The sequence below is a fragment of the Frigoribacterium sp. ME-P-080 genome, from assembly GCF_030209595.1.
GTDB lineage: Bacteria > Actinomycetota > Actinomycetes > Actinomycetales > Microbacteriaceae > Frigoribacterium.
Genome location: NZ_JARVRR010000004.1, coordinates 26999 through 52798, shown reverse-complemented (window position 1 = coordinate 52798; position 25800 = coordinate 26999). Strand labels below are relative to the sequence as shown.

24 protein-coding genes and 1 tRNA gene are annotated in these 25800 nt (G+C 68.0%); 9 read left to right on the top strand and 16 right to left on the bottom strand.

Going from position 1 to position 25800, the window contains the following annotated elements; genetic code table 11:
• Window positions 1–12: 12 nt before the first annotated feature.
• Genes QRN23_RS08845 through QRN23_RS08820 form a run of 6 tightly spaced genes read right to left on the bottom strand, consistent with a single transcriptional unit; the run spans window position 13 to window position 8746 of the window.
• Window positions 13–666, bottom strand: a complete 654-nt coding sequence (locus QRN23_RS08845) for a TetR/AcrR family transcriptional regulator (RefSeq protein ID WP_285063290.1) — start codon at window positions 664–666, stop codon at window positions 13–15.
• On the bottom strand, window positions 663–2891 hold the full coding sequence (locus QRN23_RS08840; RefSeq protein ID WP_285063289.1) for a CocE/NonD family hydrolase: 2229 nt from the start codon (window positions 2889–2891) through the stop codon (window positions 663–665). The genes QRN23_RS08845 and QRN23_RS08840 overlap by 4 nt, the downstream gene beginning before the upstream one ends.
• On the bottom strand, window positions 2888–4957 hold the full coding sequence (locus tag QRN23_RS08835; protein ID WP_285063288.1) for a dipeptide ABC transporter ATP-binding protein: 2070 nt from the start codon (window positions 4955–4957) through the stop codon (window positions 2888–2890). The genes QRN23_RS08840 and QRN23_RS08835 overlap by 4 nt, the downstream gene beginning before the upstream one ends.
• On the bottom strand, window positions 4954–5985 hold the full coding sequence (locus tag QRN23_RS08830; protein ID WP_285063286.1) for an ABC transporter permease: 1032 nt from the start codon (window positions 5983–5985) through the stop codon (window positions 4954–4956). Before QRN23_RS08830 ends, QRN23_RS08835 begins: the two co-directional genes overlap by 4 nt.
• Window positions 5982–7070, bottom strand: a complete 1089-nt coding sequence (locus tag QRN23_RS08825; RefSeq protein ID WP_285063285.1) for an ABC transporter permease — start codon at window positions 7068–7070, stop codon at window positions 5982–5984. The genes QRN23_RS08830 and QRN23_RS08825 overlap by 4 nt, the downstream gene beginning before the upstream one ends.
• Window positions 7067–8746, bottom strand: coding sequence for an ABC transporter substrate-binding protein (locus QRN23_RS08820; protein ID WP_285063284.1), 1680 nt, complete (start codon window positions 8744–8746; stop codon window positions 7067–7069). The genes QRN23_RS08825 and QRN23_RS08820 overlap by 4 nt, the downstream gene beginning before the upstream one ends.
• 516 nt (window positions 8747–9262) lie before the next feature.
• Between QRN23_RS08820 and QRN23_RS08815 the strand changes: the two genes are divergently transcribed.
• The 3 genes from QRN23_RS08815 to QRN23_RS08805 are packed head-to-tail and all read left to right on the top strand — an operon-like array spanning window position 9263 to window position 10208.
• Entirely contained in the window at window positions 9263–9574 is a 312-nt protein-coding gene (locus tag QRN23_RS08815; protein WP_285063283.1) for a hypothetical protein, read from the top strand.
• A 45-nt stretch (window positions 9575–9619) separates the two neighbouring features.
• Complete coding sequence (locus QRN23_RS08810; RefSeq protein WP_157489944.1) at window positions 9620–9898, top strand: hypothetical protein; 279 nt, start codon at window positions 9620–9622, stop codon at window positions 9896–9898.
• 28 nt (window positions 9899–9926) lie between these two features.
• Window positions 9927–10208 (top strand): hypothetical protein, encoded by a 282-nt coding sequence (locus QRN23_RS08805; RefSeq protein ID WP_285063282.1) that lies wholly within the window; start codon window positions 9927–9929, stop codon window positions 10206–10208.
• Between the two features lie 90 nt (window positions 10209–10298).
• Here the strand turns inward: QRN23_RS08805 and QRN23_RS08800 are convergent, their stop codons facing one another.
• Window positions 10299–11141: a nuclease-related domain-containing protein gene (locus tag QRN23_RS08800; RefSeq protein WP_285063281.1), complete on the bottom strand. Its 843-nt coding sequence runs from the start codon at window positions 11139–11141 to the stop codon at window positions 10299–10301.
• A 188-nt stretch (window positions 11142–11329) separates the two neighbouring features.
• Window positions 11330–11680, bottom strand: coding sequence for a hypothetical protein (locus tag QRN23_RS08795; protein ID WP_285063280.1), 351 nt, complete (start codon window positions 11678–11680; stop codon window positions 11330–11332).
• A gap of 233 nt (window positions 11681–11913) precedes the next feature.
• On the opposite strand from QRN23_RS08795, the gene QRN23_RS08790 reads away from it, so the two are divergent.
• From QRN23_RS08790 to QRN23_RS08775, 4 genes are all read left to right on the top strand, one after another.
• Window positions 11914–12402, top strand: a complete 489-nt coding sequence (locus QRN23_RS08790) for a GNAT family N-acetyltransferase (protein WP_285063279.1) — start codon at window positions 11914–11916, stop codon at window positions 12400–12402.
• A 134-nt stretch (window positions 12403–12536) separates the two neighbouring features.
• A complete protein-coding gene (locus QRN23_RS08785; protein WP_285063278.1) occupies window positions 12537–13061 on the top strand; it encodes a GrpB family protein in 525 nt (174 codons plus the stop codon).
• Window positions 13062–13112: 51 nt separating this feature from the next.
• Window positions 13113–14039 carry a pentapeptide repeat-containing protein gene (locus QRN23_RS08780; RefSeq protein ID WP_285063277.1) on the top strand — a complete coding sequence of 309 codons (927 nt, stop codon included), beginning with the start codon at window positions 13113–13115 and terminating at the stop codon, window positions 14037–14039.
• A gap of 48 nt (window positions 14040–14087) precedes the next feature.
• Window positions 14088–14633 carry a dihydrofolate reductase family protein gene (locus QRN23_RS08775; RefSeq protein WP_056230185.1) on the top strand — a complete coding sequence of 182 codons (546 nt, stop codon included), beginning with the start codon at window positions 14088–14090 and terminating at the stop codon, window positions 14631–14633.
• 458 nt (window positions 14634–15091) lie between these two features.
• Here QRN23_RS08775 and QRN23_RS08770 read toward each other — a convergent pair whose 3' ends face one another.
• Entirely contained in the window at window positions 15092–16243 is a 1152-nt protein-coding gene (locus QRN23_RS08770) for a TRAFAC clade GTPase domain-containing protein (RefSeq protein WP_082452719.1), read from the bottom strand.
• Between the two features lie 23 nt (window positions 16244–16266).
• Between QRN23_RS08770 and QRN23_RS08765 the strand changes: the two genes are divergently transcribed.
• Both QRN23_RS08765 and QRN23_RS08760 read left to right on the top strand, forming a co-directional pair.
• Window positions 16267–17373 carry a restriction endonuclease gene (locus tag QRN23_RS08765; protein ID WP_285063275.1) on the top strand — a complete coding sequence of 369 codons (1107 nt, stop codon included), beginning with the start codon at window positions 16267–16269 and terminating at the stop codon, window positions 17371–17373.
• Window positions 17374–17436: 63 nt separating this feature from the next.
• Window positions 17437–17565 (top strand): hypothetical protein, encoded by a 129-nt coding sequence (locus QRN23_RS08760; protein WP_255350960.1) that lies wholly within the window; start codon window positions 17437–17439, stop codon window positions 17563–17565.
• Between the two features lie 432 nt (window positions 17566–17997).
• Here the strand turns inward: QRN23_RS08760 and QRN23_RS08755 are convergent, their stop codons facing one another.
• From QRN23_RS08755 to QRN23_RS08725, 7 genes are all read right to left on the bottom strand, one after another.
• The gene (locus tag QRN23_RS08755) at window positions 17998–19143 is read right to left on the bottom strand and encodes a restriction endonuclease subunit S domain-containing protein (protein ID WP_157489942.1); all 1146 of its coding nucleotides are present in this window, start codon (window positions 19141–19143) and stop codon (window positions 17998–18000) included.
• Complete coding sequence (locus tag QRN23_RS08750) at window positions 19140–20627, bottom strand: class I SAM-dependent DNA methyltransferase (RefSeq protein WP_056230178.1); 1488 nt, start codon at window positions 20625–20627, stop codon at window positions 19140–19142. Before QRN23_RS08750 ends, QRN23_RS08755 begins: the two co-directional genes overlap by 4 nt.
• Window positions 20624–21490: a nucleotidyl transferase AbiEii/AbiGii toxin family protein gene (locus QRN23_RS08745; RefSeq protein WP_056230175.1), complete on the bottom strand. Its 867-nt coding sequence runs from the start codon at window positions 21488–21490 to the stop codon at window positions 20624–20626. Before QRN23_RS08745 ends, QRN23_RS08750 begins: the two co-directional genes overlap by 4 nt.
• Window positions 21487–22116: a type IV toxin-antitoxin system AbiEi family antitoxin domain-containing protein gene (locus QRN23_RS08740; protein ID WP_056230173.1), complete on the bottom strand. Its 630-nt coding sequence runs from the start codon at window positions 22114–22116 to the stop codon at window positions 21487–21489. Before QRN23_RS08740 ends, QRN23_RS08745 begins: the two co-directional genes overlap by 4 nt.
• A gap of 73 nt (window positions 22117–22189) precedes the next feature.
• Window positions 22190–24604, bottom strand: coding sequence for an EcoAI/FtnUII family type I restriction enzme subunit R (gene hsdR, locus QRN23_RS08735; protein WP_285063272.1), 2415 nt, complete (start codon window positions 24602–24604; stop codon window positions 22190–22192).
• A gap of 191 nt (window positions 24605–24795) precedes the next feature.
• Window positions 24796–25344, bottom strand: coding sequence for a DEAD/DEAH box helicase family protein (locus QRN23_RS08730; protein WP_157489940.1), 549 nt, complete (start codon window positions 25342–25344; stop codon window positions 24796–24798).
• Window positions 25345–25605: 261 nt separating this feature from the next.
• A tRNA-Pro gene (locus QRN23_RS08725) sits at window positions 25606–25682 on the bottom strand.
• Between the last annotated feature and the right edge of the window lie 118 nt (window positions 25683–25800).

Sequence of the window (25800 nt, the reverse complement as noted above, 5' to 3'; positions counted from 1 at the left end):
AGGAGGCGCGGGTCAGCCCCGGAACGACGCCCCGGTCTCGTGCTCCAGCAGCGTCCACATCCAGTCGAGCGCGAGGCCGGGCGTGAGGCCCGGGGCCTTCTGGGCGAGCTGGGTCGCGAGGCCGTCGCTGTAGGCCGCGAGCTTGAGGGCGAGCGCCGACGGGTCGGCCGTCGCGAACCGGCCCTGCTCGACCCCGCGGCGGAGCGTGCGGGTCAGGCAGGCCTCCCACACGCGGATGCGCTCGACGTACTCGGCGGCGACCGCGGGCTTGCGCGCCACGGCCGTCCAGTAGTCGGACCAGAGCCGCCAGTGCTCGTCGGTCGCGTCGGTGTCGGCGAACAGGGGCTCGACGAGCATCCGCACCCCCACGACCGGGTCGGGCTCGACGTCGACCGCCTCGATGATCGACGAGTAGAACCGGGCGGTCTCGAGCACGACGACCTCGTTGAGGATCTCGGCGACGCCGTCGAAGTGGTAGGTCACGGTGCCGACCGAGACCCCGGCCGCCGCGGCGATGTCGCGCAGCCGGGTCGCGCCCATGCCCTCGCGGACGATCACCTCACGGGCGGCCTCGACGATCGACGCCCGCCGGACGACCGGCTTCCGCCGCACGCCCGCGCCGCCGGTGGCCACGCCGCTCACGCCGCCGCCGCTCGGGCCGCTCACGCCGACGTCCGGGGCACGAGCTCGTCGAAGGTCCGGTCGGCGACGAGCACCGTCTCGGCCCCGGGCCCGCCGTCCCGGGCCCAGGCGCGAACGGTGTTCTCGACCCGGAACGCCTCGGCCGAGGCCGTGACGCGCGACGTGGTCTCGAGCCACGCCTTCCAGGTCGGCTTCTCGAGTCCGATCGCCCAGCGCGACTCGGCCGACGCCGACAGCGGGTCGCCGTCGACGATGCGGTAGGTCTCGCGGCTGTCCTCGGTGAAGACCAGGCCGTCGGGGTACTCGCGTCCGCCGCCGTAGCCGGGGTCGACGTCGAGCACCCACTCCCCCGTCCCGACGTCGTGCGAGACGCTGCGCTGCGGCAGGTCCGTGGCCGGCGGCAGGGCGCGGATGGCCAGGGGCTCGGCCCGCTCGGGCGCCTCGAACGCGACGCCGTCGTCGACCGGGTGCTCCGCCGACCCGTCGCCGGGCCCGCGCGTCCACAGGGGCAGCGTCACGCTGCTGCGCGTCGGGTCGAGCGTGAGGGTCGCCTCGACCGGGTGCGGCCAGACCCACGGCCAGTAGGCGCTCGACACGGCGATCCGGAGGCGGTGGCCGGCCGGGAAGGAGTGCCCGGTCGAGACCAGGGCGACGCGCACGACCTGCTCGACCCGCGCCTCCATCGGGTCGTCGGCGCGCTCGCGTCCGTTCCGCTTGTTGAGGTTGAGCACGCCGCGGGTGACGAGGGTCGACGAACCGTCGGGGGCGACGTCGCAGAGGCGCACGACGACGGTACCGTCGGGCACGTCGCTCGTCAGGGCGAGCTCGACCACGACGCTGCCCAGCACGTCGAGCGTGGAGTCGACCGGCAGTTCGAAGCAGACCGAGCGGCCGTCCTCGGCACGCTGGTCGGGCGGCAGGTCGGTCGCGTTGCCGAACGGGAAGAAGCGTCCGGCGTCGAGGCCGGTGCTCTGCGGCGAGCGCACGACGACGGGGCCGTCCGCCCCGCCACGCAGCGAGTCCAGCGGCACGACACGGTCCTCGGTCTCGCGAGCGGGCCAGGTCGAGGCCGCGACCCAGCGCCCGGTCCGCTCGGCGTAGTACGTCGCCGGCGGCTCGGAGTCGTTGATCCAGGCGCGCAGCGCGGGCTCCGCGTCGACGCCGTTGGGGCAGTCGAGCAGCCAGCGGTCCCACCAGAGCAGGGTCTCCTGCAGGAACCCGATGCCCGGGCCGGGCGCCAGGCCGCGATCCGGGTACTGGTGCGACCACGGCCCGATGATGCCCTTGACCGGGGCGTCGACGTTCTCGACCAGCCGCAGCACGGCGTTGCGGTACGGGTCGGCCCAGCCGCCCACGGCGAGGACGGCGGCCGTGATCGACGAGTAGTCCTCGCAGACGCTGCCGTGCCGCCAGTAGTCGTCGCGTTCCTGGTGCGAGAGCCAGGTCGTCGTCATCGGTCGGTTGTGTTCGAGCCGCTCGCGCCAGCGGGCGACCCAGTCGGCGCCGACGACCTCGGGCCTCGGCGGGCGCGAGTTGAACGCGAACATCGTGCCGCCCCACGACGCCATGTCGATGCCGAGCATGGCGCCGCCCATGTAGTGCACGTCGTTGTCGTAGCGGTCGTCGGTCGAGCAGACGGTGACGATCGCCTTGAGCGCCGCCGGAGCCCGCCCGGCGAGCTGCAGCGCGTTGAACCCGCCCCACGAGATGCCGAACGCGCCGACCGCGCCGGTCGACCAGGGCCGGGCGGCGAGCCACTCGATCAGGGCGATGCCGTCGTCGAGCTCCTGCACCGAGTACTCGTCGTCGAAGAGGCCGTCGCTCGACCCCGTGCCGCGGATGTCGACCCGCACCGACGCGTAGCCGTGCGCGGCGTACCAGGGGTGCCGCTCGCTGTCGCGCGGAGCCGTCCAGTCGTCGAGCCGGTAGGGCAGGTACTCGAGCAGCACCGGCACGGGCTCGTCGACCACGGGGGCCCAGATGCGGGCGTGCAGTCGCGTCCCGTCGGGCATCGGCACCCATTCGTCGCGCACCTCGACCTCGAGCGGGCCGCTGCCGTGCGGGCGGTCGGAATCCTGCCGCCCGGGGGCGTCGGCGAGGTCGGCGCGCGGGGCTCCGAGGGTGCGGACTCCCCCGGCCCACGCGGGCTCCTGCAGGAGGCGCGGGTCGCCCAGGAGGCGCGGGTCGCGTGCGCCGTCCCCCCGCTCGTCGCCTCGGGGGCCCGGGTCGGGTCGGCCACTCGTGCTCACATCGCCTCCCAGCGCTTCACGTGGTGTCCGCCGTCGTGGTCGTCCCAGCCGTCGGCGTCCCGCCAGCGGGGCCGTGCGTCGCCGACGTCGGGCAGCTCGGTCGTGCCCGGGTCGAGCGTCGCGTCGAGCAGGGTGCGCGTGTACGGGTGGTTCGGCCCCTGGAAGACGCGTTCGGTCGGGCCGACCTCGACGATGCGGCCGCCGGTCATGACGGCGACCCGGTCGGCGACGCCGCGGACGACCGCGAGGTCGTGGCTGATGAAGAGGCAGCTGAGCCCCTTCTCGTCGCGGAGCCCCGCGAGCAGGTCGAGCACCCCGGCCTGCACGCGGACGTCGAGCGCCGTCGTGATCTCGTCGGCGATGATCAGCTCGGGGCCGGCGGCGAGCGCCCGGGCGATGCCGACGCGCTGGCGCTGGCCGCCCGAGAGCTGGGCGGGCAGGCGCGAGGCGAACTCAGGCGGCAGGCCGACCTCGACGAGCAGCTCGGCGACGCGCTCGGGGCTCGACTCGCCCGTGAAGAGCTTCAACGGTCGGGCGATCGCGGCGCCGACCGTGCGGCGGGGGTTGAGCGAGGTGTCGGCGTTCTGGAAGATCAGCTGGATCGACCGACGCAGCGTCGCCGTGCGCCCGGCGACGGGCCGGGTGAGGTCGCTCTCGACCCCGCCGGCTCCGTGGAAGGCGAACCGACCGGACTCGGCGGGGATCAGCCCAGCGAGGGCCGTGGCGAGCGTGGACTTGCCGCTGCCGGACTCCCCCACGACGGCGAGGGTCTCGCGGCGGCCGATGGAGAACGAGACGCCGTCGACCGCGGCGGGCAGGCCACGCCCGTACCGGACGACGAGGTCGCTCGCCGTGACGACCGGCCCCGTGGCGGATGCCGCGGGTGCCGCGAAATCGTCGCGCCGCGTTTCGTGCTGCACACCTCGACTAGTCGCGGTGCCGTGCACGAAACGCGGTGCGGTGACGTCGGTCACCACCTCGCCGAGCGCGGTGCCGGGTGCCGTCCTCGGGTCCTGCGCCGCGCCTCCTGCGGGTGCGTCGTCCGCTTCGCGCCGCGTTTCGTGCTGCACACCGTGACTAGTCGCGGTGCCGTGCACGGAACGCGGTGCGCTGGGTGCGTCGGGTGCCGCCGGTGCCGCACGCCCGTCGCGCCGCGTTTCGTGCTGCACACCCCGACTGGTCGCGGTGCCGTGCACGGAACGCGGTGCGCTGGCGTCGGCGTGCACGCGCGGGATGCTCGCGAGCAGCTCGCGGGTGTACTCGTGCTGCGGGTCCGCGAAGAGCGACGCGGTCGGCGCGTGCTCGACGATCCGGCCCTCGTGCATGACGGCGATCTCGTCGGCCATGGTCGACACGACGCCGAGGTCGTGGCTGACCAGCACGATGGCCATGCCGAGTTCGACGGCCAGGTCTCGGATCAGCTCGAGGACGGCCGACTGCGTCACGACGTCGAGAGCGGTGGTCGGCTCGTCGAGCACCAGCAGCTTCGGCCGCGCGGCGATGGCCATGGCGATCGCGACGCGCTGCTGCTGCCCGCCGGACAGCTGGTGCGGGTAGCGCCGCACGATCGTCTCGGGGTCGGGCAGGCGGACGTGGCGCACGAGTTCGAGCACGCGGTCGTCGCCTCCGGGCAGGCCGTGGCTCTCGAGCGCCTCGCGCAGCTGGCGTCCGACGCGCATCGACGGGGTGAGCGCCTGGCCGGCGTTCTGGGCGACCAGGGCCGCCGTGCCACCGCGCAGGGCCCGGCGCGCCCGCTCGTCGAGGGCGAAGACGTCGTCCCCGGCGACGCGGACGCTGCCCGACACGACCCGCGACCCGCGCCGCAGGTGCGCGAGCAGGGTGCGGGCGACGGTGGACTTGCCGCTGCCGCTCTCGCCGACCAGGCCGAGCGCGCGTCCGGCGGCGACGTCGAAGCTCACGCCCCGCACGACCGGCACCTCGCGGCGACCGGCGGCGTACGAGATGGAGAGGTCGTCGACGCTGACGACGGGATCGGGGGCGACGTCGACGAGGCGACCCGCGCCTCCTGCGGTGGTAGCGGTGGTGGTGCTGAGGGGCTCGTTCACGAGACCGCCCCCTTCCGTGCGCGGTCGACGCCCAGCGACTTGCTGAGCCCGTCCGCGCTGAGGTTGAGCCCGATGACGAGCGTGGCGAGGGCGACGACGGGGGCGAGCGTGCCCCACGGGACGACGGTGAGGGCGGTGCGGTTCTCCTGCACCATGAGGCCCCAGTCGGGCGTCGGCGGGTTGGCGCCGAACCCGAGGAACGACAGGGTCGAGATGAGCAGCACGATCCAGGAGGCGCGCATCGCGTACTCGACGAGCACCACGTCGGTGACGTTGGGCACGATCTCGCGGAACACGATGCTCAGCGGCTTCTCGCCGCGGGCGCGGGCGGCGGTCACGTAGTCCTGCGTGATCACGGTGCGGGCGGCACCGCGGACGACGCGGGTCACGGCCGGCGCGTAGATCACGGTGACGGCGAGCACGATCACCCAGAGGCCCGAGTCGAACACGGTCACGACGACGAGCAGCGCCAGGATCGACGGCACGCTGAGCAGCGCGTCGACGACGCGCATGACGACCTCGTCGAACCAGTTGTCGGCGTAGGCGGTGACGCAACCGAGCACGGTGCCGATGCCGACCGCGATCGTCGTGGCGAGGAAGGTGACGACGAGCGCGTACCGGCCGCCGTTCAGCGTGCGCGACAGGATGTCGCGGCCGTACTGGTCGGTGCCGAGCCAGTGGGCCCAGCTGGTGCCGGTCAGGGCGGCTCCCGAGTCGGTGGCGACCGGGTCGTGGCCGGTCAGCACCGGGGCGAGCAGCGCCAGCAGGACGTGCAGCGCGATCAGGCCGAGCCCGATGCTCAGGGCCGAGGAGGCGCTGAGGCTGCTGGTCAGGGACGTCGCGCTCCCGCGCAGTCGCCTCGGCCAGCCGCCCGCGGCCTGCGGTCCGGCCGATGCCGGGCCGCCGACCTGCGCGCCCGGGGTGGCGGGGTCCGCGCTCGTGGCGACCCGCGCCTCCTCGGCGGTGCGGTGTCCGGTGCCGCCCTCGCCGCTGTCGGCGGGCGGGGTCCGGTCGCGTGCGGGGCTCATGAGCGGGCCTTCCGTCGGGTGCGCAGCCTCGGGTCGAGGGCGAGCGCGATGAGGTCGGCGGCGAGGTTGCACACCACGTAGACGAGGGCGCTGACGACCGCGATCGACTGGATCGTCGGCAGGTCGCGGTTGAAGACGGACTCGAGCATGAGCTTGCCCATGCCCGGGTAGTTGAAGACGTTCTCGACGACCACGACGCCGCCGAGCAGCCAGGCGACGTTCAGCGCGACGACGTTGAGCGTCGGCAGCAGGGCGCTCGGCACGGCGTGGCGCCAGACGACCTGGCGCGTCGACAGGCCCTTGAGCTCGGCCGTCGTGACGAACTCGCTCGCCATCACGTCGATCGTCGACGAGCGGGCGGTGCGCACGATGTACGCGGCCATGGCGAGGGTCAGCACGATGACGGGCAGCCAGATGCTGGGCAGCAGTTCGGCGACGGTGGCGTCCTGACCGCGCAGGACGACCGCCGGGAAGATCGGCAGCGCGATGGCGAACAGCAGCACGAGCACCGTGGCGACCATGAACTCGGGGACGCTCATGACGACCAGGCTGATCAGCGAGATCGCGTGGTCGCTCGGACGGCCGCGGCGGACGCCGGCGATGACGCCGAGGGTCAGCGACAGGGTGACGCCGACGATCATGGCGGGCAGCGCGATCAGCATGCTGTTGCGGAACGCGATCAGCAGGTCGGGACCGACCGGCAGGCCGCTGACCAGCGAGACGCCGAAGTCGCCGTGCGCCGCACCGAGCAACCACTGGCCGTAGCGGACCCAGACGTTCTGGTCGAGGCCGAGCGTCTCGCGCAGGGCGGCGACGGCGTCGGGGGTGGCGTCCTGGCCGAGCAGTTGCTGCGCGACGTCGCCGGGCAGGGCCTGCACCGCGAAGAACACGAAGAACGAGGCGAGCAGCACGGTGAGCAGGGCGGTGCCGACGCGGCGGGCGACGACGATCAGGGTCGCGGCGAGCGGGGACGTGGGGTGCGGGGACGTGGGGTGTGGGCCGCCGGCGCCCGGGCGGCTGGCGGTCTTGCCGCCGGCGGCCGGGCCGCTGGCGCTCGGGCGGCTGGCGGTCGGTGTGGGGCTCATGCGCGGAGTCCGATCTGCAGGTAGTCGAACTCGAAGCCGAACTCGCGGTAGTTCAGGACGTTCCGGGACAGGCCGACGAGGCGGTCGCCGAACATGGGGGTCATGTCGGCGGAGTCCTCGACGACGATGCGCTGGGCGTCCTGGTAGAGCGTCATGCGGCGGGTGTCGTCCATCTCGGCGCGGGCGTCGTCGAGCAGGCCGTCGAAGGTCGGGTTCGACCAGGCGCTCTCGTTGTACGACGAGCCGGTGCGGAAGATCTGGTTGAGCAGCTGGTCGATCGGGCGTCCGGTGAACCAGTAGCTGACCATGAGCGGCTTCTGCATCCAGATCTGCGTGTAGTACGAGTCGGACGAGGCGTTGCGCACGGTCAGGTCGATGCCCGCGTCGCGGACGGCGTCGCGGTAGGCGACCGCCATGGGCGTGAAGACGGATTCGTAGCTGGAGGTGTAGATCTCGGTCTTCAGCCCCTCGCGGCCGGCCTGCTTGAGCAGGGCGCGGGCCTGGTCGGGGTCGTAGGCGCGTTGGTCGTCGAGCCAGACGGCCTGCGAGGGAGGCACGGGGTTGTCCCAGCCGGGCGAACCGGTGCCCTGCAGGGCGGTGGCGACGATCGCCTGCGGGTCGTAGGCGAGCTTCATGGCCTGGCGTACGAGCGGGTCGCTGAACTCGGCGCTCGTGGCGAGCATCGGGATCGTGTACCACTGGGCGTCGGGGGCGCGGGCGACGGTGGCGCCGGCCGAGGCGCTGACGACCTGGGCGGTGGCGAAATCGAGGTTGGTCTGGCTGATGAGGTCGATCTGGCCGGCGAGCAGGGCGTTGACGCGGGCGGTGGTGTCCTGGATCGAGAAGAAGTCGATGCCGTCGAGCACCGGGCGGCCGGCGAAGTGGTCCTCGAAGGCCTCGACGCTGCCGGTGCCCGCGGGCTCGAAGCTCGACAGGCGGAACGGTCCGGTGCCGATGCCGGTGCGGCCGATGCCGCCGCCCTGGCTCGGGTCGGCGCTGCCCTCGGGGACGATGTAGCACTGGTACGCGGTGAGCAGCGAGGGGAACTCGGCGTTCGGCGTCAGCAGGTCGAAGCGCAGGGTGAGCGGGTCGACGGCGGTCAGGCCGCCGGGGCCGATCATCGCGGCGAGCACCTCGCCCTGGGGTGAGGCGGTGTCGGGGTCGAGGATGTGCTGGATCGAGTAGATCGCGTCGGCGGCGGTGAAGCGGCGGCCGTCGTGGAAGCGGACGCCCTCGCGGAGGCGGAAGGTCCAGCTCGTGCCGTCGGCGTTCGCGGACCAGTCGTCGGCGAGGTCGGGCACGGTGACGCCGGCGTCGTCGAGCTTGACGAGCCGGTTGTACAGGGCACCGAGGTACTCGTAGGCCGAGAGCGAGCTGGCGGAGTCGAGGGTCTCGGCGGCGGAGGCGGCCGGGCGCGCGATGCGCAGGCGTCCGCCGCGGGCGGGGGTGCCGGTGGCGGCGGCCTCGGGGATGGTCGGGGTGCTGCGGGCGGGCGTGCAGCCGGCGAGGGTGAGCAGGCCGAGGCCGGCGAGCCCTGCGGCGCCGGCGAGGACGGTGCGGCGGCTCGGGCCCGTGCTGCCGTCGGCGCTGAGGTCTGCGCTGCTCGTTCCGGCGCTTCGGTCGGCGCCTCGCGCCGGGCGGAGCGCGTGTCGGTGTTCGGGGACGATCGGTGTCATGCGGGGATGGCCTTCCGTTTATCGTTCGGGTGAACGATAAGGGAGGTTCGCGGCGGCGGCCAGCTCGCCGGAGCCCCGGAGGCGCGGCTCGGCGCTCCCCCGCAGCCCCCGTTCTCCGCGCCCCGTCGCGGATGCGGGCGTGCCCGTGCGGCAGCGTGCACGGGCTGCAGTCTTCACCCACTCGTTACACGAGCGCGCCTCGCCGACGCGACCCGCGCCTCCGCGAGCTCGCCCGCTCGTCTCGGTCGAGTGGTCCCCAAACGTCCCTCCCCGCCCGACGAAGAACGTTGTCGGACCACTCGATCGACTCGCCGGGGCGACGTCCGAGCAGGAGGCGCGGGTCGGCTCGCCCGCGCCCGTCACCCTCGCGGCGGCTCGAGTGGGCAGAACCTGCTCGTCGAGGACCGCCCGGCAGCATCTTCTGCCCACTCGCCCGGCTCGATCGGCCCCGGAGGACCGGCGTGCCCCTCGAAGCGGGACTCCGTCCGGAGCCGGGCCGCGCCCTAGTCTCGGCTGATGGCCACCCCGACCACGCCCCGCCTCGCGCTGGGTCGACCCGCTCTCGCCTTCGGGCTTCTCGGGGTGTTCGCCTTCCTGTCGGACACGGCCTTCACGTGGTGGACGTTCACCCGTCCGTCCGCGCCGGTCAGGTACGTCGCGGTCTCGTCGGCAGACGGCTTCGACGGGTTCGACGGGGTGCAGACGGTCGGCGGCCCGTTGCTGCTCATCGCGGTCCTCTCGATCGGGTTCGCGGTCGCGCTGCTGGTGGTGATGCTCGTGCACCGGCTGGTCCGCGAGCGTCCCGGCCGCGGTGGTCGCGCCTCCTGATCGTCCGGTCTGGTGGTGACACGGCCGAGCACCTAGCCTCAGCAGATGGATGCGTCGTCACCCGCCAGGCGTCGTCGCCGCCTCGGCCGTCTCGCCCTCGTCTTCGGCATCGTGGGCGTCGCCGCCGCCGTCGGGTTGATGGTCATCAACGAGGTGGCGCCCGGCATGAGCGGTGCCGCCCGCTATTCCACCGCCCCGGCGATCGACTGGTTCACGATCATGCTGACCGTCGGCGGTCTGCTGTGGGGGCTCTCAGTCATCGCCCTGCCGACGGCGCTCGTGCTCGGGCTCATCGTTCTCGTGCGGTGGATGTTCGTCGACTGACCGCCTCGACCCTCCTGATCGGATTCCCGTGATCAACCTCGTCGCCCTCATCCCCGCATTGTTCACCGTGGCCGCTCTCGCAGTGGCCTGGTCGGCATCGGGCGGAACGACGACCCGGGCGCGCCGGTGGAGTGCCCGCGCTCTGGCGGGCTGGGCAGCCGTCGCCGTGGTCGCGCTCGCCGCGTTCCTCGTCGGCCTGCACCTGCAGCACGCCGACCTCGCCGTCTGGTCGGCGTTCGCACTGATCGCTGCAGCTCTTGCCGCCGTGACCGCGGCGGCCGCCCGCGTGGTGTCATCGCTCGTGCGGTGATCCGGCACTTACCGGATCGCCACGGGCGGCCTTGCCGTCTCTGGGCCAAGGCCTCAGGGCCCGCGGCTCAGGGCCCACGGCGCAGGGCACCTACCCGAAGGTCGAGACGACCGTGCTCGTGACCGTCGCCACCACCGCGATCGCGACTCCCCCGCTCGTCCCGAGAACGCCGAGCGCCGTGCCCACCCGCCACCGCCGACGCCGCCGAGCCGCGTCGTCGATGTCGCGGCGCAGGCGCTCGAAGCGGTGTTCGTGACGGAGCGTGTCCGTCAGCACCAGCGCCTCCGTGTGCCAGGTACCGCGTTCTTCGGCGACCATGGCCAGGTAGGCCAGCGCCTCGGGCGAGTGCACCCGCGGCCCGTTCATCAGCCACTTGCGCAGGCGGGCGGCCACGACCACCGAGACCGTCGGCGCCTTCTTGCCGACTGACAGCGAGGCCTCGCCCACGAGCACGATGACGGGCGTGACGACGACCTCGAAGTCGGCCGCCCTCGACATCAACCGGGAGGCGCGGGCCGCCTCGTGAAGGGAGTTGCGAGAGTGGTCGGTCCGGTGTCCGCCGACCGTCACCAAGCCGCCGCCGACCCAGACCTTCTTGCCGGCGTGGTGCTTCGTGTTGACGGTGAAGACGCCCGTCGGCCCGATGACGACGTGGTCGATGTCGGACTCGCCCGAGCCGACCGGGACGGAGTGCAGCACGGTCCACTCGGGCCCGAGCTCGGCGAGCACGCGAGCGACCTCGATCTCGCCGAGGGCTCCCTGGTACCAGCTGCGGGCGTCGGCGCTCAGGGGCGTGTGCCCGAAGAGGCGCTGCCGCCGGGTCAGTGCGGGCGCCTCGGCCTGGACGCGCAGGCACTCCTGCATCACCGAGTAGGCCGGCCGCCGGGCCTTCAACGTCATCGCCACGCTTCCGCGCGCCACGGTCTCGCTCATGTTTCCCCCTTGCCCACACGGTAGGGCGACACGTGATGCGCAGACGAGCCCCCGTTGGGGAGGTCAGCCCGCGCCCGGGCCGGCGGGCCCGATCGAGTGGTCAGAAAACGTCCTTCCGCCGCGTGGGAAGGACACTTTCTGACCACTCGACGACCCGATCAGCAGCAGCGGCACCGGATCACGGGCGCCTACGGCGAACCGAGCACGTCCGTCGCCGCCTGATCCGCCCGCCACGCCCCGACGAGCGTGCCGAACAGCAGCGCGACCATGCTCCCGATCGCCCAGATGGCCATCGCGTCCTCCGACGAGCCCATGAGGAGCGGCACCACGATCGACCCCACGGCGAGCGCGCACCCCACCGTCACCGGCACGAGTGCTGCCCGGTGCCCGGCCCGCCACGCCTCGGGCGACGCCACCACGTGCCGGAACCGGATGCCGGCGAGGTGGTTGACCCCGAGCCATCCCCGGGCGGCGGCGAGCGTCGTTCCGAAGACGACAGCGCACCCGACGAACACGATGAGCGGAACGACGACGAGCATCCCGCCAGGCTAGGTCGCCGCCTCCGGACGCGACTCCCCCGCGCGGCCCGTTCTGAGCCGCCGTGGCCCACCCCGGCATGAACGAGCGGGCAGAAAGTGTCCTTCCGCCGCCCCCCGAAGGACACTTTCTGCCCACTCGAGCCTGCCGGGCCCACCGGGCACACTCGAACCGGGCGAGCCCGGCGAGCCCGACGAGCCCGACGAGCCCGACGAGCCCCAGGAAGAATGGCCCCATGTCCCTCGTCCCCATCGCCCCGACCGATGCCGACGCCCGAGCCGACCTCCGCGCCTTCCTCGCCGCCGCCGACCTCACACTCGCCGGTCTCGACTCCCCCTCGCCGCGCCTCCGGCTCTGGGTCGACCGTGACGCCACCGGCACGGTGGTCGGCAGCACCGGCTACGAGCTGAGCGCCGACGGCGAGCACGCCCTCATCCGCAGCGTCGCCGTCGCCCCCGCCGCTCGCACGCGCGGCGCGGGCTCCAGGCTCGCACGCCACGCCCTGGCCGACGCCGCCACTCACGGAGCCCACCACGCCTGGCTCTTCTCCCGCCGCTCCGGACCGTTCTGGCAGAAGCTCGGCTTCACCCCCGCCGACCGCGACGCCCTCGCCGCGGCCCTCCCCGACACGCACCAGGTACAGCTCTTCCGCGCCTCCGGCCAGCTCGCCCGCGAGGTCGCCTGGTCGCGCCCCCTCGACGACCTCCGCCCGACGACCCCCTAGGAGGCGCGGGTCGGTCCACGCCCGCCCCTCCGGTCATCGAGTGGTCCCGAATCGTCCTTCCCCTCCCCGCGAACGACGATCCGGGACCACTCGACCCCACCCCGCCGAGAGCGACAGCCCGTACGCTCGCCCCGATGGTCGATCTGCAGCCGCACTCCCCCGCCTGGGCCGACGACTACCGCCGTGAGGCCGAGCGTCTCGCGGTCGCCCTCGTCACCCAGGTCGACACTCTCGAGCACATCGGAAGCACGGCCGTCCCCGGCCTCCTGGCGAAGCCGATCATCGACGTCGCCGCCCGCACGTCTCCCGGCACCGCCCCGTTCGCCCTGGGTGCGGACCTGGTCGACCTCGGCTACGAACGACACGCAGCGGGCCCGAAGACCCATGCGGTCTACGTCCGGCGGGTCGGGGCGCGACGGACGCACATCCTCCACGTCTTCCGCCCCGACCAGTGGGACGCCTGCCACCAGCGACTGTTCCGCGACCGCCTGCTGCGCGACCCGGTCGCGCGACAGCGCTACGCGACCCTGAAGGAGGCGCTGGCCGGCCTCGACGACGGACGCGCTTACACAGCCGCCAAGACCGCGCTCATCACCGAACTCGTCACCGAGGAGCGGGTGGCTCGGGGGCTCCCTACGGTGACGGTGTGGGACAAGTGACCCGCTCCTGTTCGATCGCCCCGGCCAGTCGCACCCGTTAGCGTTGACGCGATGAGCACCCGCACCCGGATCGAGCTGGGCCGCCGCGCCGACCTCGGAGCCGACTGCGCCAACTGCTTCGGCCTCTGCTGCGTCGCGCTGGCGTTCACGAAGAGCGCGGACTTCCCGTTCGACAAGCCGGCCGGTGACCCGTGCACGAACCTCGACGAGCACGACGGCTGCCGCATCCACCCGCAGTTGCGTGAGAGTGGGTTCAAGGGCTGCACGGTGTTCGACTGTTTCGGGGCGGGGCAGAAGGTCAGCCAGCAGACGTTCGCCGGGCGGTCGTGGCGCGACGATCCCGCGACGCGTGAGGCGATGTTCTCGACGTTCCCGCTCGTGAGGCGGCTGCACGAGCTGCTCTGGTACCTCGACGAGGCGATCACGCTGGTCGAGCGCGAGCGCGCACGCGAAGGCGAGCGCGCCCAGGCGACCAAGCACGGCCGCGCCCGCACCGCCACCACCCCCGACCCGGCCCCGTGGCTCGCCGCCTTCGAGCACGTCCGGAGCCTCACCGACGGCACCCCCGACGAGCTCGCCGCCCTCGACGTCGACGCCGAGTACGACGTGGCGCGCCCGCTGTTGGTGCAGGCGAGCGAGGTCGCCCGGGCGTCCGTACCCGCGCCTCCTCGGCGGTCGAGGGGCAAGGGACCGACGCTCGAGCCGGGGAGCGACCTGATGGGTGCGGCCATGGCCGGGGCGGATCTGCGGGGTCGGACGCTCCGCGGCAGCATCGCGATCGCGGCGCACCTGCGGGGGGCCGACCTGGACCGCTGCGACCTGCTCGGTGTCGACCTGCGGGACGCCGAGCTCGCCGGGGCAGACCTGTCGGGGGCGATCTACCTCACGCAGATGCAGGTGAACAGCTCCCGGGGTGATGCGGCGACGCGCCTGCCCGAGGGCTTCGCGCGGCCGACGCACTGGGCTGTCGGGCGGTAGGGCCCGCGCCTCTGGTGGCGTCTGCGTCGTGGGGCTAGCCTCCCCGGCATGAGGACGCTCACGTACTCCATCAACGTCACGCTCGACGGCTGCATCGACCACCGCGAGGGCCGGCCGGATGCCGAGGTCCACCAGCTCGCGACGGAGGCTCTCGCGCAGGCCGACGGTCTGCTGCTGGGGAGGGTCACCTACGAGCTGATGGAGCAGTCCTGGCGTCCGCCCGCCTCCGACGGGTTCCCCGACTGGATGCAGCCCTTCGCCCGGACCATCCACGACATCCCGAAGTACGTGGCGTCGACGACGCTCGAGAGCGTCGACTGGAACGCCGAGCTGCTCGGCGGTGACGTGCGTGAGGCGGTGCGCGAGCTGAAGAGCCGGCCCGGCGGCCCGCTCCGTCTCGGAGGTTCCACCTTCGCCACCGACGTCGTCGGTTGGGGCCTGGTCGACGAGTACGAGTTCACCGTCTACCCCTGGGTCGCCGGCCATGGCCCGCACCTGCTTGCCGGCCTCCCCCACCCCCTCGACCTCACCCCGACCGCCCGCCACGACCTCGCCTCCGGCGCCGTCGCGACGACATACGAGCCTCGGGCATAGGACAGTATTCAGCTTCGGTGGGGGAAAACGAGGAGGCGCGGACGCGGCTGAGCAACATGAAGGTGTCATTTGCCGTATTCCCTGTCCGCATCATCAGTGATGCACGATTGACAGGCCCCCGACGACTTATGGGCGTGGCGGTTCTCGGCTCGTCCAAATACTGGCGAAACGCTCGGATACCTCAGGCCAAACCATCTGACGTGCTTCCCCAACTGAACTGACAAGTTTCGGGTTGATGAAAAGCACGAAGTCGTGAGGAATGACTCGGCCAGCATGGTCACGTCTATTTAGTGGGTCATCAAAACGCAATGCCACGAAGTCCTTGGACCTTTTCAAGACTTCATGGTCGTCACCAACTGCGCTAAAGGCTGCTTCGTACACCGCCAGCGGGTCTGACATCCCACCGTCAATGAGAAACCGAAACCCCCACTGTTCGCCTCTCGAAGCCCAGATAAATCTCATCGGAGGCTCTGCATCAGAATTCGCTCTCGCTCACCCCGATCGAGATCCATCTTGAGACCCGTCAGGACTGCAGTCATGAAATCACGTCTCGCAACGGCTGAACGATGCAACTCGTCAACAGTCTCAGCAGCGAGTTTTGCGGCGATCTCAGCAGCAGGTTGGGCCAACATGTTGACGACTGCGCCGAAGGGACCTGGCAAGTTCGATCGGCCGCCAATGAAGGCCGCGAAGTCATTCGCTCGGCGCGACAGAATGGTCGCGACCTCCCCGCCTTTTTCTAGGCCCCTGGCCCAGCGCTCGTGTCTCATGAAGGGCAGCACCGCGGCTATGGGCAGCACCAAGTCAAGTCCGACACGTTCATCCAACCGAATACGTTGCGGCTGGAATTTGGCAGAGGACAGGAGAACAAAATCTTCCCCAATAGAAAGAGCTTCAGGCATCTGAATTAGCCCCTGAAGAACCAGTCGGAGATCACTTAGCTCGCCACCAGCCTTGCCGATGACAAGATCTCGGAACTGCACAACATTGAGGTCCGGCAGCAGATCAGCTTTCGACAAGGCCACGATCCATATTCGCGGGAATCGCGCGAAGGGCTTGCGGCCGGAGAGCAGATCATCTTCCAATTTACTAATGCCATTACGAACGTTTGTAAAAAGTGCCTTGAGGTACCGCTCTTCTTCGCCCACGTTCTCCGCGAGACGTTGACCGTCTACGAGCATCAGGGCAACGTCCGAGGTGAGGAGTGAGCGAAAAGTCTCGACTCGACGCTCGGCTTCTTCTGCGCTGCTGGGCTCCTCACTGAACCAATCACCTGGATAGTCATGCCAAACGAGCCTCAGGTCACCTGACGGCTTTCTTTTCTTGGCAACTGCTGAAGGCTTATCGCGCCTACGAAGAGAGAACGCATAGCTCGTCGAAGAAAATCGGGTAGTAGAAGGCCTTCGTGCGGCGTCTCTCATGCCAAGGTAATTTTGATGCAAGCGCGTGCCCTGCCCAGAGTCGTCGGCCACGATGCCGAAAAGGCTTTCTTCCCGAAATGAGGGCTCTTGCGCGCCGCCGTAAAAGGACGACAGCAAGACGGTCTTCCCGCTACCGCTTTCGCCGAAGACAGCTATGTGTTGCTCGAGTAGCCCTCGCTTTGTGCCCATACATGGACCTTATGGGATGCGTCGTGGCGGTTTTCACCAGCAAGCACGACCGTGTCGGCAAGGATTCGGGCGCTGGCAGACGCTTTGGTGCCGCTAAGGTCAGCTCCGTGACGAAGATGTGGGCGATTCATAACGACACGATGACCTACGAACTCCTCGATCAAGGATTCATCAGCATCGGCTGGGACGAGATCGGTGATCTGCGCAACATAGGCAACAGCCGCGACGACATTAAGGCGTCCGTGTCCTCGGCTTATCCGGACATCAAACCGGGAGCGGTCCCCGTATGGGCAGGTACCCTTCTCCGCTTTCGTGACGGCATGCAGGCGGGCGACATCGTTGTCGCGCCGTTTAAGCCGGATTCCACGCTCAATATCGGGACCATCACAAGCGATTACTACTTCGAGTCGCAAGCAGACACACACCGTCATCGGCGCCGAATTGAGTGGAAAAAAGTGGGTCTGTCTCGGACTGTTTTCTCGCAAAGCGCGCTCTACGAAATCGGTTCCGTACTGACCGTCTTTGGCGTCAAGCGCCACCACTCCGAGTTTCTTGCAGCCCTGACATCGTCAACTGCAGACCCTGTGGTCATAGCGAGGACGGTCGACGCGGTCTCTTCACCTGAAGACGATGTCATCGATGAACCGCGGGCAGAGCGCGTACACCGGCAAACGAAGGACTTCGTGCTCGAGCAGCTGACTCGCTCCATTTCCCCCCGAGAGTTCGAGGAATTCACGGCGGCTGTCCTTCGCACACTCGGTTATCAGGCTCGCGTCACTCAGTACTCCGCCGACGGCGGAATAGATGTGATTGCTCATAGAGACCCCCTTGGCGTCGAGCCTCCTCTGATCAAAGTCCAATGCAAGCAACGGACGTCAACCGTTGGGGCACCTGAGGTCGGTCAGCTCATCGGAACCCTCACTAGCGACGAGCTAGGACTATTCGTAACCTTGGGCACATACTCGCGCGAGGCGCTGTCAATAGAGAGACAGCGGCGGGGACTTCGACTTGTCGGGGGAGAAGAACTCGTCGAACTCGTCATCTCTAACTACGAGGAGCTCTCGCCGACGTGGCGGGCAAGAATTCCCCTTCGGAAGGTTTATGTCGTCGATGAAAGCGCCGACCTTTAGGCGCCTCGCTCCCAAGGGGCTGGACTTAATGCCTCGTCAGGCCGATGTGACGCCTCACTCCCCTTGGCCACCGCCGTCACCGCCGTCACCGTCTACAGCACGGTCGCCCTGACTTGCCCTAGCATCACCCCGCTCTTCGACACCCCGGTGTTGACGAGCGTCGCTGCGGTGAACATTGTCGGCAGCACCTAGGGTGCCAGCAGGCTTGGTCCGGCACGCCGAACTTCACCAGCTAGCGATTGAGGCGCTGCTGCCCCTCCTCCTCGGGCTTTGACTCGCGCACCTCGTCGCCGGTCACAACCCGGGTCGCAGCCGGAATCTCCGTATCATCAGCAGCGTTCAGCGACGATGTCGAGTCCGCAGGCCCGTACGACGGCACCCGTCTCCCCCGTGGACAGAGGCCGAACTCGTGCCCGGGCCCGTGCCTGAACCGCCAGCCGGTGCCCCGCCCTCGCGGCACCGCTCCACGACCCCCGACCGCATCCACGACCCGAGCCAAACGATTGCGCCCAAGTACAACACGTTGCCGATGATCGCGGCCAGCGCCGCCACGACCAGGTAACTCCACTTAGCACCCTAAGTCAGGCCCTCGTTGCGGGTGGGTAGTGGCGCACCACCGCGAGATCAGAGCATCGAGTTAAAGATCTCATTGCGGGCGGCAGGGAGAATCGCATCTGCGAGCGCGAGCCGATCCGAGCGCCTAGCATCGATACGCGACGCTAGATCGGTCATGCGCTCCGCTAGAGCGACGACGCTCTCGGGCTCAGCAATTCCTCTGATGTCAGGTACCGAGAAGGCGAGCAGCTTCTTGAGGCTAAGACGAGGAAGCTGGAGGCCGTTCGTTGCTGTCTTGGCTGCATTCCACGTGAAGTCCGAGCGAAGCACTAGGGAAAGTAGCCGTGGGTCGACGTTGTGCGTCGGCTGCAAGACAAACTGTTCAACTGAGCAGAGCCCTACTGACTCGGCGACCCAAGCCTTGTTTAGATACGGACGGAGATATCCATAAGTCACTTGGCCTGATCGGAACAGGAGTTTCCTTCCTTTTTCACTGTCGATCGGGCGACCCTGCGAAGCCCTACCCGTATGCGACTCCACGTGTTCGAGGCCGATGAACGCTTCGGCGCCCAACAAGTCGTCGCCCGGGTGGATGATCTCCTGCTTGTTTGCAGCGAGATCACCCACCGCCACCAGTGGAAGATCGAGACTTCGGAGTAGGTCGCCGATAAGGTGCGGCAACCGCGCCAACACTGGATCTGAAGGTGAAGTCCACTTGGCCTTCGTGATCCGGGCGGAAAGGATGTCAAGGTGGTCGGCGATACGGTCTTGTTCCGGGCGAGGTGGGAGCGGGACCCAGATCGCCTCGAAGCGACTTGCCGCGAGCGTTCGATTTCGGTCGGCTGACCCGGGTGACGCGGCCTGCAAAGCATGGTTGCCGACTGCTGAAAGGAGCCAGTGGCGCAAATACTGCAGCGATACCGAGTCGGACGAATACGTAAGAAACCGATTCGACACGACCCGGCCTGCCTCGGGCTGGTGGGTCACAGCAACAGCTCCCTCCCAGGCCTTGATATTGCTCACCACGAGCCGATCGGGTTCAAGTTCGAAGAACTTTAGCTTGCCGATCTCGGCACCCGGGGAAGCCTCATAACTGAACACCCCCTTGCCGAAACTCCGAACTCCCGCCTTGACGTACAGAGCGGCCGGGTCAATCTCGACGGGCACCTGCCGGCGAGAACAAATTTCACCGATCTGCCTCCGTTCAACGTTCACGCCGTGAACCCCTCGATCTGCCGCAGCAACTGCTCGTAAACTTCGAGCAGTTCGCGCTCAGCATCGAGCAACTCCGCGACCAGTTCTCTCGGAGAACGCTGGTCGAGGCTTGCTGCCCGGTTCGGGCTGTGCCGGTCGAGGTTGTACTCGCTCTCGACGATCTCTTCCAGCGGCACCTTCCACGCATGCTCGGTCTCGATACGACCGGCGCGATCGTTCCCGCCCCACCACTCCTGGCAATCGGCAAACTCCTCGACTCGCATGGGTTTCGTCTTCGTATAGTTCTTGCGGCCATCGGGCGCCGCGATCTCGTAGAACCAAACCGTGTCCTGTTTGCCCCGCTCGAAAAACAGCACATTTGACGGGATCAGCGTGTACGGCGAGAAAACGCCGTTCGGCAGCCGTACGACGGTGTGGAGGTTAAATCGCTCCATGAGGTCGCGCTTGATGCGGGCTCCAACTCCCGTGTCGAACAGCGTCGAATTCGGCACGACGACGCCGGCACGACCCGACCGACTCGTGCTGATGCGCGCCATGATCGATTGCAGGAACAACCAGACGGTCTCCTGGGTGCGGTACTGCGTCGGAAAGTTGGTGGCAATTAGGGCTTCCTCTTCGCCGCCGAACGGAGGATTTGTGACTACGACGTCGACGCCGTCGCGCGCGACTTCGTTCAGCCCGAATGCGAGGGAATTGCCGAGCTGAAGGTTCGGACGATCGACGCCGTGCAGCAGCAGGTTCATCTCTGCGAGCAGGAACGGCATCGGCTTTTTCTCTACGCCCCGCAACTGCGCCGCCGTCTGCTGAACCTGCCCCGCCGAGGCATTTTTCGTCGCGTGCCGGTACGCCTCAAGGAGGAAGCCCGCCGTGCCGACGGCAGGATCCATGATCGCCTCGCCCGGCTTTGGGTCCACCTGGTCAACGACGAACTTGATGAGCGGGCGCGGCGTGTAGAACTCACCCGAGTCGCCGGCAGCGTCGCGCATCTCGCGCAGCATCGACTCATAGAACACGGCCATCGCATGCATCTCATCGGACTTCGAGAACTGTATGGAGTCAAGCTGATCGATCAGGGCGCGCAACAGGTGACCTGAGCGCATCCGATTAGAAACATCCGTGAACACCCGCGCGAGCGTGTCGCGCGGATCTCCCGCGTCTCCTGTGCCCTGGAGCCCTCGGATGTGAGGGAGCAGCTTTTCATTGACGAAATTCAACAGCGGATCGCCGGTGAGGTTCGATTCGCCGGCCCAGGTGAGCCACCGGTACTCGGTGGGCAGCGCGGGCCGGTACCCGGGGTCGAGGATCTTCCGCTCGTCTTCGAGGTCGTCAAACGCCTTCAGAAACAGTAACCACGCGAGCTGCGGCAAGCGATCGAGCTCGCCGTTAAGCCCCGCGTCTTTGCGCATAATGTTTCGCGCCTCTTTGATGACGGCCTGCAACCGCGACTGGGTCAGGGCGATCTCCGGATGGGCGATCGGGCTCATGGGATGGTGCCTTCCGGTGTGGGGGTGCGGTGCGCGCGAACGCGTTCGTAGAGGTTGTGGGCAAGGTCGCGTGCTGCGTCGAGCGCTACAACTTTCAAGCCAGTTTCGGCGGCAAGCGACGCGAACGGTACAGCCCACTCGCTGGGCGGATCCGGGAGCCGAGACGGCAACTCTGTGTTGCGCTCGGCGAAGACCTCGACCAAGGCGGCGTAGAGGCGTTCGCCGTCGAGCATGGCGCTTTCATCGAAAAGGGCAAGGTCGATCAGGTCCTTCACCCGCGACGACGGTCGCTCGTACGCGTAAAGGCGGGCGTACGCATGGAACTTCTCTGCCGCGTGCCGGTGCGGATCGAGCGCCGGGACCCAGAAAGGTTCACCGACCACGACGGGCTCAATTTGCAGTGGCGCCGCGCCATCGACGCCCGCGCGATCGTCCGCCGCCGTCACGACGTCGACCGTTACGACGCCGAACTCAGCGTCCGCGTAGCGCACCTCGACAACAACGCGCCACGTCGACGGTTCGGCTTCTTCCATGCGCATCTGCCTGGGCAGGCGAACGCGAAAGGTAAACCCGTCGCCGAGGTCAGCCTCGAGCGCCTCGTCAAGGGCATCCTGCAGGTCGATCGGATTCGAGAGACCCGGGCTGCGCAGCAGCAGGTCCAGATCCTTGGTCGCCCGCGCGCGTAGCCCGAGCCGAGTTTCGAGGCTAAACCCGCCCTTGAGCACCCAGCCGCCATCAGCGGCGAGTCGGGCTAGCATGCGCTGGAAAGCGATGCGGCTCCGCAAACGCGGAATGGCGATGCCCTCTTCGGCGGCGGCATTCCGGATGCGCTGGGTGAGGCTCTCGGCATCGCCCCGCGTCACGCGCCGAGCCCGACATCGTCAACCGAGCGCATTGCCGCCTCGACCGCGGCAAGGGCACGTTCGAGGCGGAGCGCGGCCCTGTCAGACAGGTCAGCGGTGCATCGCCGGAGCGTTCGGCGTGTCAGCATTCCGTGCTCGATCGCGTCCGCGACTGCGCTGTCGACGATCTCCTGCGAGGCGTCGCCGCTCGCGATGTCGGCCAGGGTGCGCATCGGTGTGGTGACCCGCCAGCCTTCGCGCTCCTCGATGTCCGCTTCGGACAGCGGCTCGCGATGCTGCACTACGAGCGGGTCTTCTGCGCGGAAACCCGGCGGCACGGTGAGGTGAATCCTCGCCGGATCGACGTCGGAAAGCCTGTGTACTTGCAGTGCCGACTCGTGCGAGACGACTCCGCGTCCTGCACCCCAGAGAGACCAGCGCACGTACTGGTCTTCGGAGCCAGATGGCCACGACTGCAGCCGGAACAGGGCACGATCGACGCGCACCCAGTTGCCGACGTCGACGTGATGTTTCTGCGCCTGATAGCTGTACCCGGCATCCTTTGCCTGTGCAGCCGAAAAGTACCCCGCCTGCCGGTAGGCCAAAGCCTCGAGGAGACGGCGCTGATCCGTTCTGCGCTGCATCATGAACCTAGTCTAGCGGCTGATCAACTCAATAGTAACTTGAGTTCCGCGCGCCGACACTCCACCAAACTCAAGTTTATGCTGCGTACAACCACTCCTGAACCAGGCGGAGCTGGTCGCGGAGTCCTGCCGCGCCCCCGACTGCCTGCGCGAGCTCGCCGACGCTGAAGGCGCTGAGTGGCTCAAGCTTGAACACCTGCGTCGTCTCAAGGTCGGCAATCCCGTGCTCCTCATAGCGCTGCAACAGCCCCTCGAGCAAAGCCCTCGCCGTCGCTTCAAGCCCGCGCAACTCAGTGTCATGCGCCTCCCGCACTCTGCGCGCACGTTCCGAACGCGTTCGGGTCGGCAGGTTCCACGCGAGATGGTGCAGCGCATCGAGCGGGTCGATGCCCGGCACACCGGTCGTCACGACGATTTCGTCAAGATCGACCCCGCTGTCGACTAGCCCAGCCCGCAGCCGCTCGCGCGATTCCGCGTGTGCCCATTCGCTTCGCACGGTCTCGGCATCGCCGAGTGCGCGGACTCGATCGCGCACGTACGCGCCGTAGTCCGTCAGCCGCAGCTCGCCGGACGACACATCCGGGACCAGGACTGTCTCGGATTCAACGTCGAAATCGGCATTGTCGACGTAGTACTTTTCACGCATCCGAGAGACGACACCGGGCCCCGGCTCAACGTCGAAACCAGGGCTGGGTACATGCACGTACGGATCGCCGGTCGGAAGCTCGTTCCAACCGTCGATCTGTTCAGCTCCAACGGGCTCGTCCGTCGAATCGATGACCTCCCCTTCGTCATCGATGTACTCGACCGTGATGTGCACCGGGAAGCCGTCGAACTTCGAATCATTGAACTTCACCGAGGCGCCGACGTAGTCGATAATCTCGAATTCGGTCTTGCCCTTCTCGGGGTAGAGCCGCGTCCCTCGACCGATGATCTGCTTGAACTCGATCATCGAACCGACTGGGCGGAACAGTACGACATGAGTGAGGTCTTCGACGTCGACTCCAGTTGCCAGCAGCCGCGATGTCGTCGCGATCGCGGGACTACTGCGGGTTGGGTCGCACAAGTCGTCAAGCAGCCGCGCCTTCTCGCCCTCACTCCCAACGATGCGTACCACCCACTCAGGGTCGACTGTCATGCGATCGGCGTTCGCTGCGATGAGGGCCCTACGCATCTCAGACGCGTGCTCCGTGTCGACGCAGAACACGATCGCCCGTGGATACGGGTGTGCCCGCAGCAGGCGTGACAGGTGACGCGCGGCCAGCCTTGTCCGCGGCAGCAGGGAGACGAGACGTTCGAAGTCGCGCGTCTCATACATGTCATCGGGGATCTCACGGGCGAAGCGGTCGCGTTCGCCCGGCGTAGGCTGCCAACCCTCGGCGTCCGGCGTTAAGGCGACCCGCCGCACTCGGTAGGGCGCCAGGTAGCCGTCCTCGATGCCGTCGCGCAGCGAGTACTCAAACAAGGGATTGCCGAAGTATTCGTAGCTCTGCACCCGGTCGTCGCGCGGTGTCGCTGTCAGGCCGAGTTGCACTGCGCCGGCGAAACGGTCAAGCACGGCCCGCCACCGCGAGTTCTCCTCGGCGCTCCCGCGATGGCACTCGTCGACTATGACCAGATCGAAGAAATCCTGCGGGAACCCGAGCAGCACCGCACCTTCGCTCTGCCCGGTCAAAGACTGGTAAGAGGCGAAATACAGCTCGCGGGACAGGTCGGTACCGCCAAGCACCCGGTGAACAGGGTCGGGGCCGAACGCCGGCCGGAAGTCCTTGCGCATCGGCTGCGTCAGCAGTGCGTCCCGATCGGCAAGGTAGAGCACTCGGAAGTTGGCGTTAGCCTTTGCCACCGCCGCGTACGCACGCAGCTTCGCGACGATCTGCATAGCCGTGAATGTCTTGCCGGTACCGGTCGCCATGAGCAGCAGCGCCCGATCATCGCCGCGAGCGATCGCGGAGAGCACGCGATTTATTGCCTGAACCTGGTATGGCCGCGGCCTGACGATGTCACCGGTGATAGTCGTTCGGCCACGGTTGAAGGGCATCGCAATGAGTTCGGCACCCGCGTCATCAAGCTCGTTGGCCGCGATGTACTCGGCCCACGTTGCCGCAGGCGGCAGATATCCGTCGACGCGTCGCTCCTGCCCTGTCCGGAGGTTGTGTTGGATGATGTCGGTGCCGTTTGTGCCGTAGGCAAGCAGAGCATCGACCTTCACGGCGTACTTAATGGCCTGCTGCATTGCATCATCTGCGGTTCGATACTCGCGCTTCGCTTCGACGACCGCAACCGGCGTGCCGGGGGTCGCCTCGAGCACGAAGTCGGCGAACTCCCGATGTAATGCACGGACGGAGGTGCCCAGCGCAACCTGCCGTGACGCCTTAATGGCGTATTCCGGCAAGATCTGGTCTTCCCGCCACCCCGCGGCCTTTAGCGCCGGTCGCACGAGCGATGCAATGGTCTCGGACTCTAGCGGGCCTCGGTCGAATACGCTCACACCCCACACCCTATGGGCGCACAACAACCCTATGTGCCGCTAAACACCCCCCAAAAATAAATGCGGTCAATGCGCTCGCTGCCACCGAGGTTTAACCAGACATCGAGGGAGATTTGAATTGGTTTGTGGTCGCGCTTGGTGATCGTGAATTTCAAGTTGTGGAAATTACTGGGCGAAGGCGGTCCATCTCGCTAAAAATTAGACGGCACGGGGTCGCCGACATTCAAGGTTGAATTGCCCCGCACCACAGCGGTTGCCGGGTTGCTGGTCTGCGAGAAGCCGTCGATATTGATGATGCCGTAGAGGCCGTCGCAATTCAGGCAGAGCACAACGTCGTCCCGGTCAGTGCCGGTGAAGAGGCATGCGTCTAGCGGGCGGGCGTACTCGCGACCGGACATGGACTCGTCAATCCTGTCGTCGAGGGCGCGGACCCGGTTCAAGAGCACCATGAGCATATGGCCCCTGGTCCGATACGGCTTGGTGAGCTCGAAGACTTGGTCCGGTGTGAAGTAGGAACGGATGGTTAGGAACCAGTCGCCGAACTCGATGAATTCAATCTGGTAAACGTCACCGACGAGTACGAGAAGGTCGAGCGTCGTCTTATCGAGCACCTTGAGCGGCTCCGAGTTGCTGACGGTGTTGCACTCGTCAATGGCGAGTAGGTCATAGTGCGATGAGCCTGAGGCATTCGAACTGAGGTGGCTGACGACGGTGCTGAAGTAAGCATCGCTGGTCGCGATTCAGCTCCAAAGGCTCTTGACGGCGGTATTGGTCTTGACGAGGACACACTGGCGAGCTTCTAATGAGAACGACGCGACGTGCCCGACCTTTCGAGTGTTGCCGGTACCTGCAGCGCCGGAGATAAGGACAATCTTGGAGCTAGCAATCAACCGATTGAGCCTCCCCGGAACGAGCCCGAGCAGAACGAAGAAGCCCACCGATATTCTCGGTGGGCTTCTTCGTTGTGAACAGTTCTCAGGCCGATTGCTATCTCGCACCCGTGGTCGGGCTGACAGGATTTGAACCTGCGACCCCTTGACCCCCAGTCAAGTGCGCTACCAAGCTGCGCCACAGCCCGAGATCCGGGTTCGAGTTGCAACCCAGGTCTTGGTGTTGCCCCGACCGAGGCAACCCCACAACTATAGCCGATGAATGGGCGTGCCTGAGACCGAACCAGGGCAGGGCGGACCGAACGG

What these genes read in the sequence shown, in the direction of transcription:
- QRN23_RS08830 (WP_285063286.1), bottom strand. Translation starts at nt 5,985, where the DNA reads ATGAGCCCCGCACGCGACCGGACCCCGCCCGCCGACAGCGGCGAGGGC.
- QRN23_RS08825 (WP_285063285.1), bottom strand. Translation starts at nt 7,070, where the DNA reads ATGAGCCCCACACCGACCGCCAGCCGCCCGAGCGCCAGCGGCCCGGCC.
- QRN23_RS08820 (WP_285063284.1), bottom strand. Translation starts at nt 8,746, where the DNA reads ATGACACCGATCGTCCCCGAACACCGACACGCGCTCCGCCCGGCGCGA.
- QRN23_RS08815 (WP_285063283.1), top strand. Translation starts at nt 9,263, where the DNA reads ATGGCCACCCCGACCACGCCCCGCCTCGCGCTGGGTCGACCCGCTCTC.
- QRN23_RS08810 (WP_157489944.1), top strand. Translation starts at nt 9,620, where the DNA reads ATGGATGCGTCGTCACCCGCCAGGCGTCGTCGCCGCCTCGGCCGTCTC.
- QRN23_RS08800 (WP_285063281.1), bottom strand. Translation starts at nt 11,141, where the DNA reads ATGAGCGAGACCGTGGCGCGCGGAAGCGTGGCGATGACGTTGAAGGCC.
- QRN23_RS08795 (WP_285063280.1), bottom strand. Translation starts at nt 11,680, where the DNA reads ATGCTCGTCGTCGTTCCGCTCATCGTGTTCGTCGGGTGCGCTGTCGTC.
- QRN23_RS08790 (WP_285063279.1), top strand. Translation starts at nt 11,914, where the DNA reads ATGTCCCTCGTCCCCATCGCCCCGACCGATGCCGACGCCCGAGCCGAC.
- QRN23_RS08785 (WP_285063278.1), top strand. Translation starts at nt 12,537, where the DNA reads ATGGTCGATCTGCAGCCGCACTCCCCCGCCTGGGCCGACGACTACCGC.
- QRN23_RS08780 (WP_285063277.1), top strand. Translation starts at nt 13,113, where the DNA reads ATGAGCACCCGCACCCGGATCGAGCTGGGCCGCCGCGCCGACCTCGGA.
- QRN23_RS08775 (WP_056230185.1), top strand. Translation starts at nt 14,088, where the DNA reads ATGAGGACGCTCACGTACTCCATCAACGTCACGCTCGACGGCTGCATC.
- QRN23_RS08770 (WP_082452719.1), bottom strand. Translation starts at nt 16,243, where the DNA reads ATGGGCACAAAGCGAGGGCTACTCGAGCAACACATAGCTGTCTTCGGC.
- QRN23_RS08750 (WP_056230178.1), bottom strand. Translation starts at nt 20,627, where the DNA reads ATGAGCCCGATCGCCCATCCGGAGATCGCCCTGACCCAGTCGCGGTTG.
- QRN23_RS08740 (WP_056230173.1), bottom strand. Translation starts at nt 22,116, where the DNA reads ATGATGCAGCGCAGAACGGATCAGCGCCGTCTCCTCGAGGCTTTGGCC.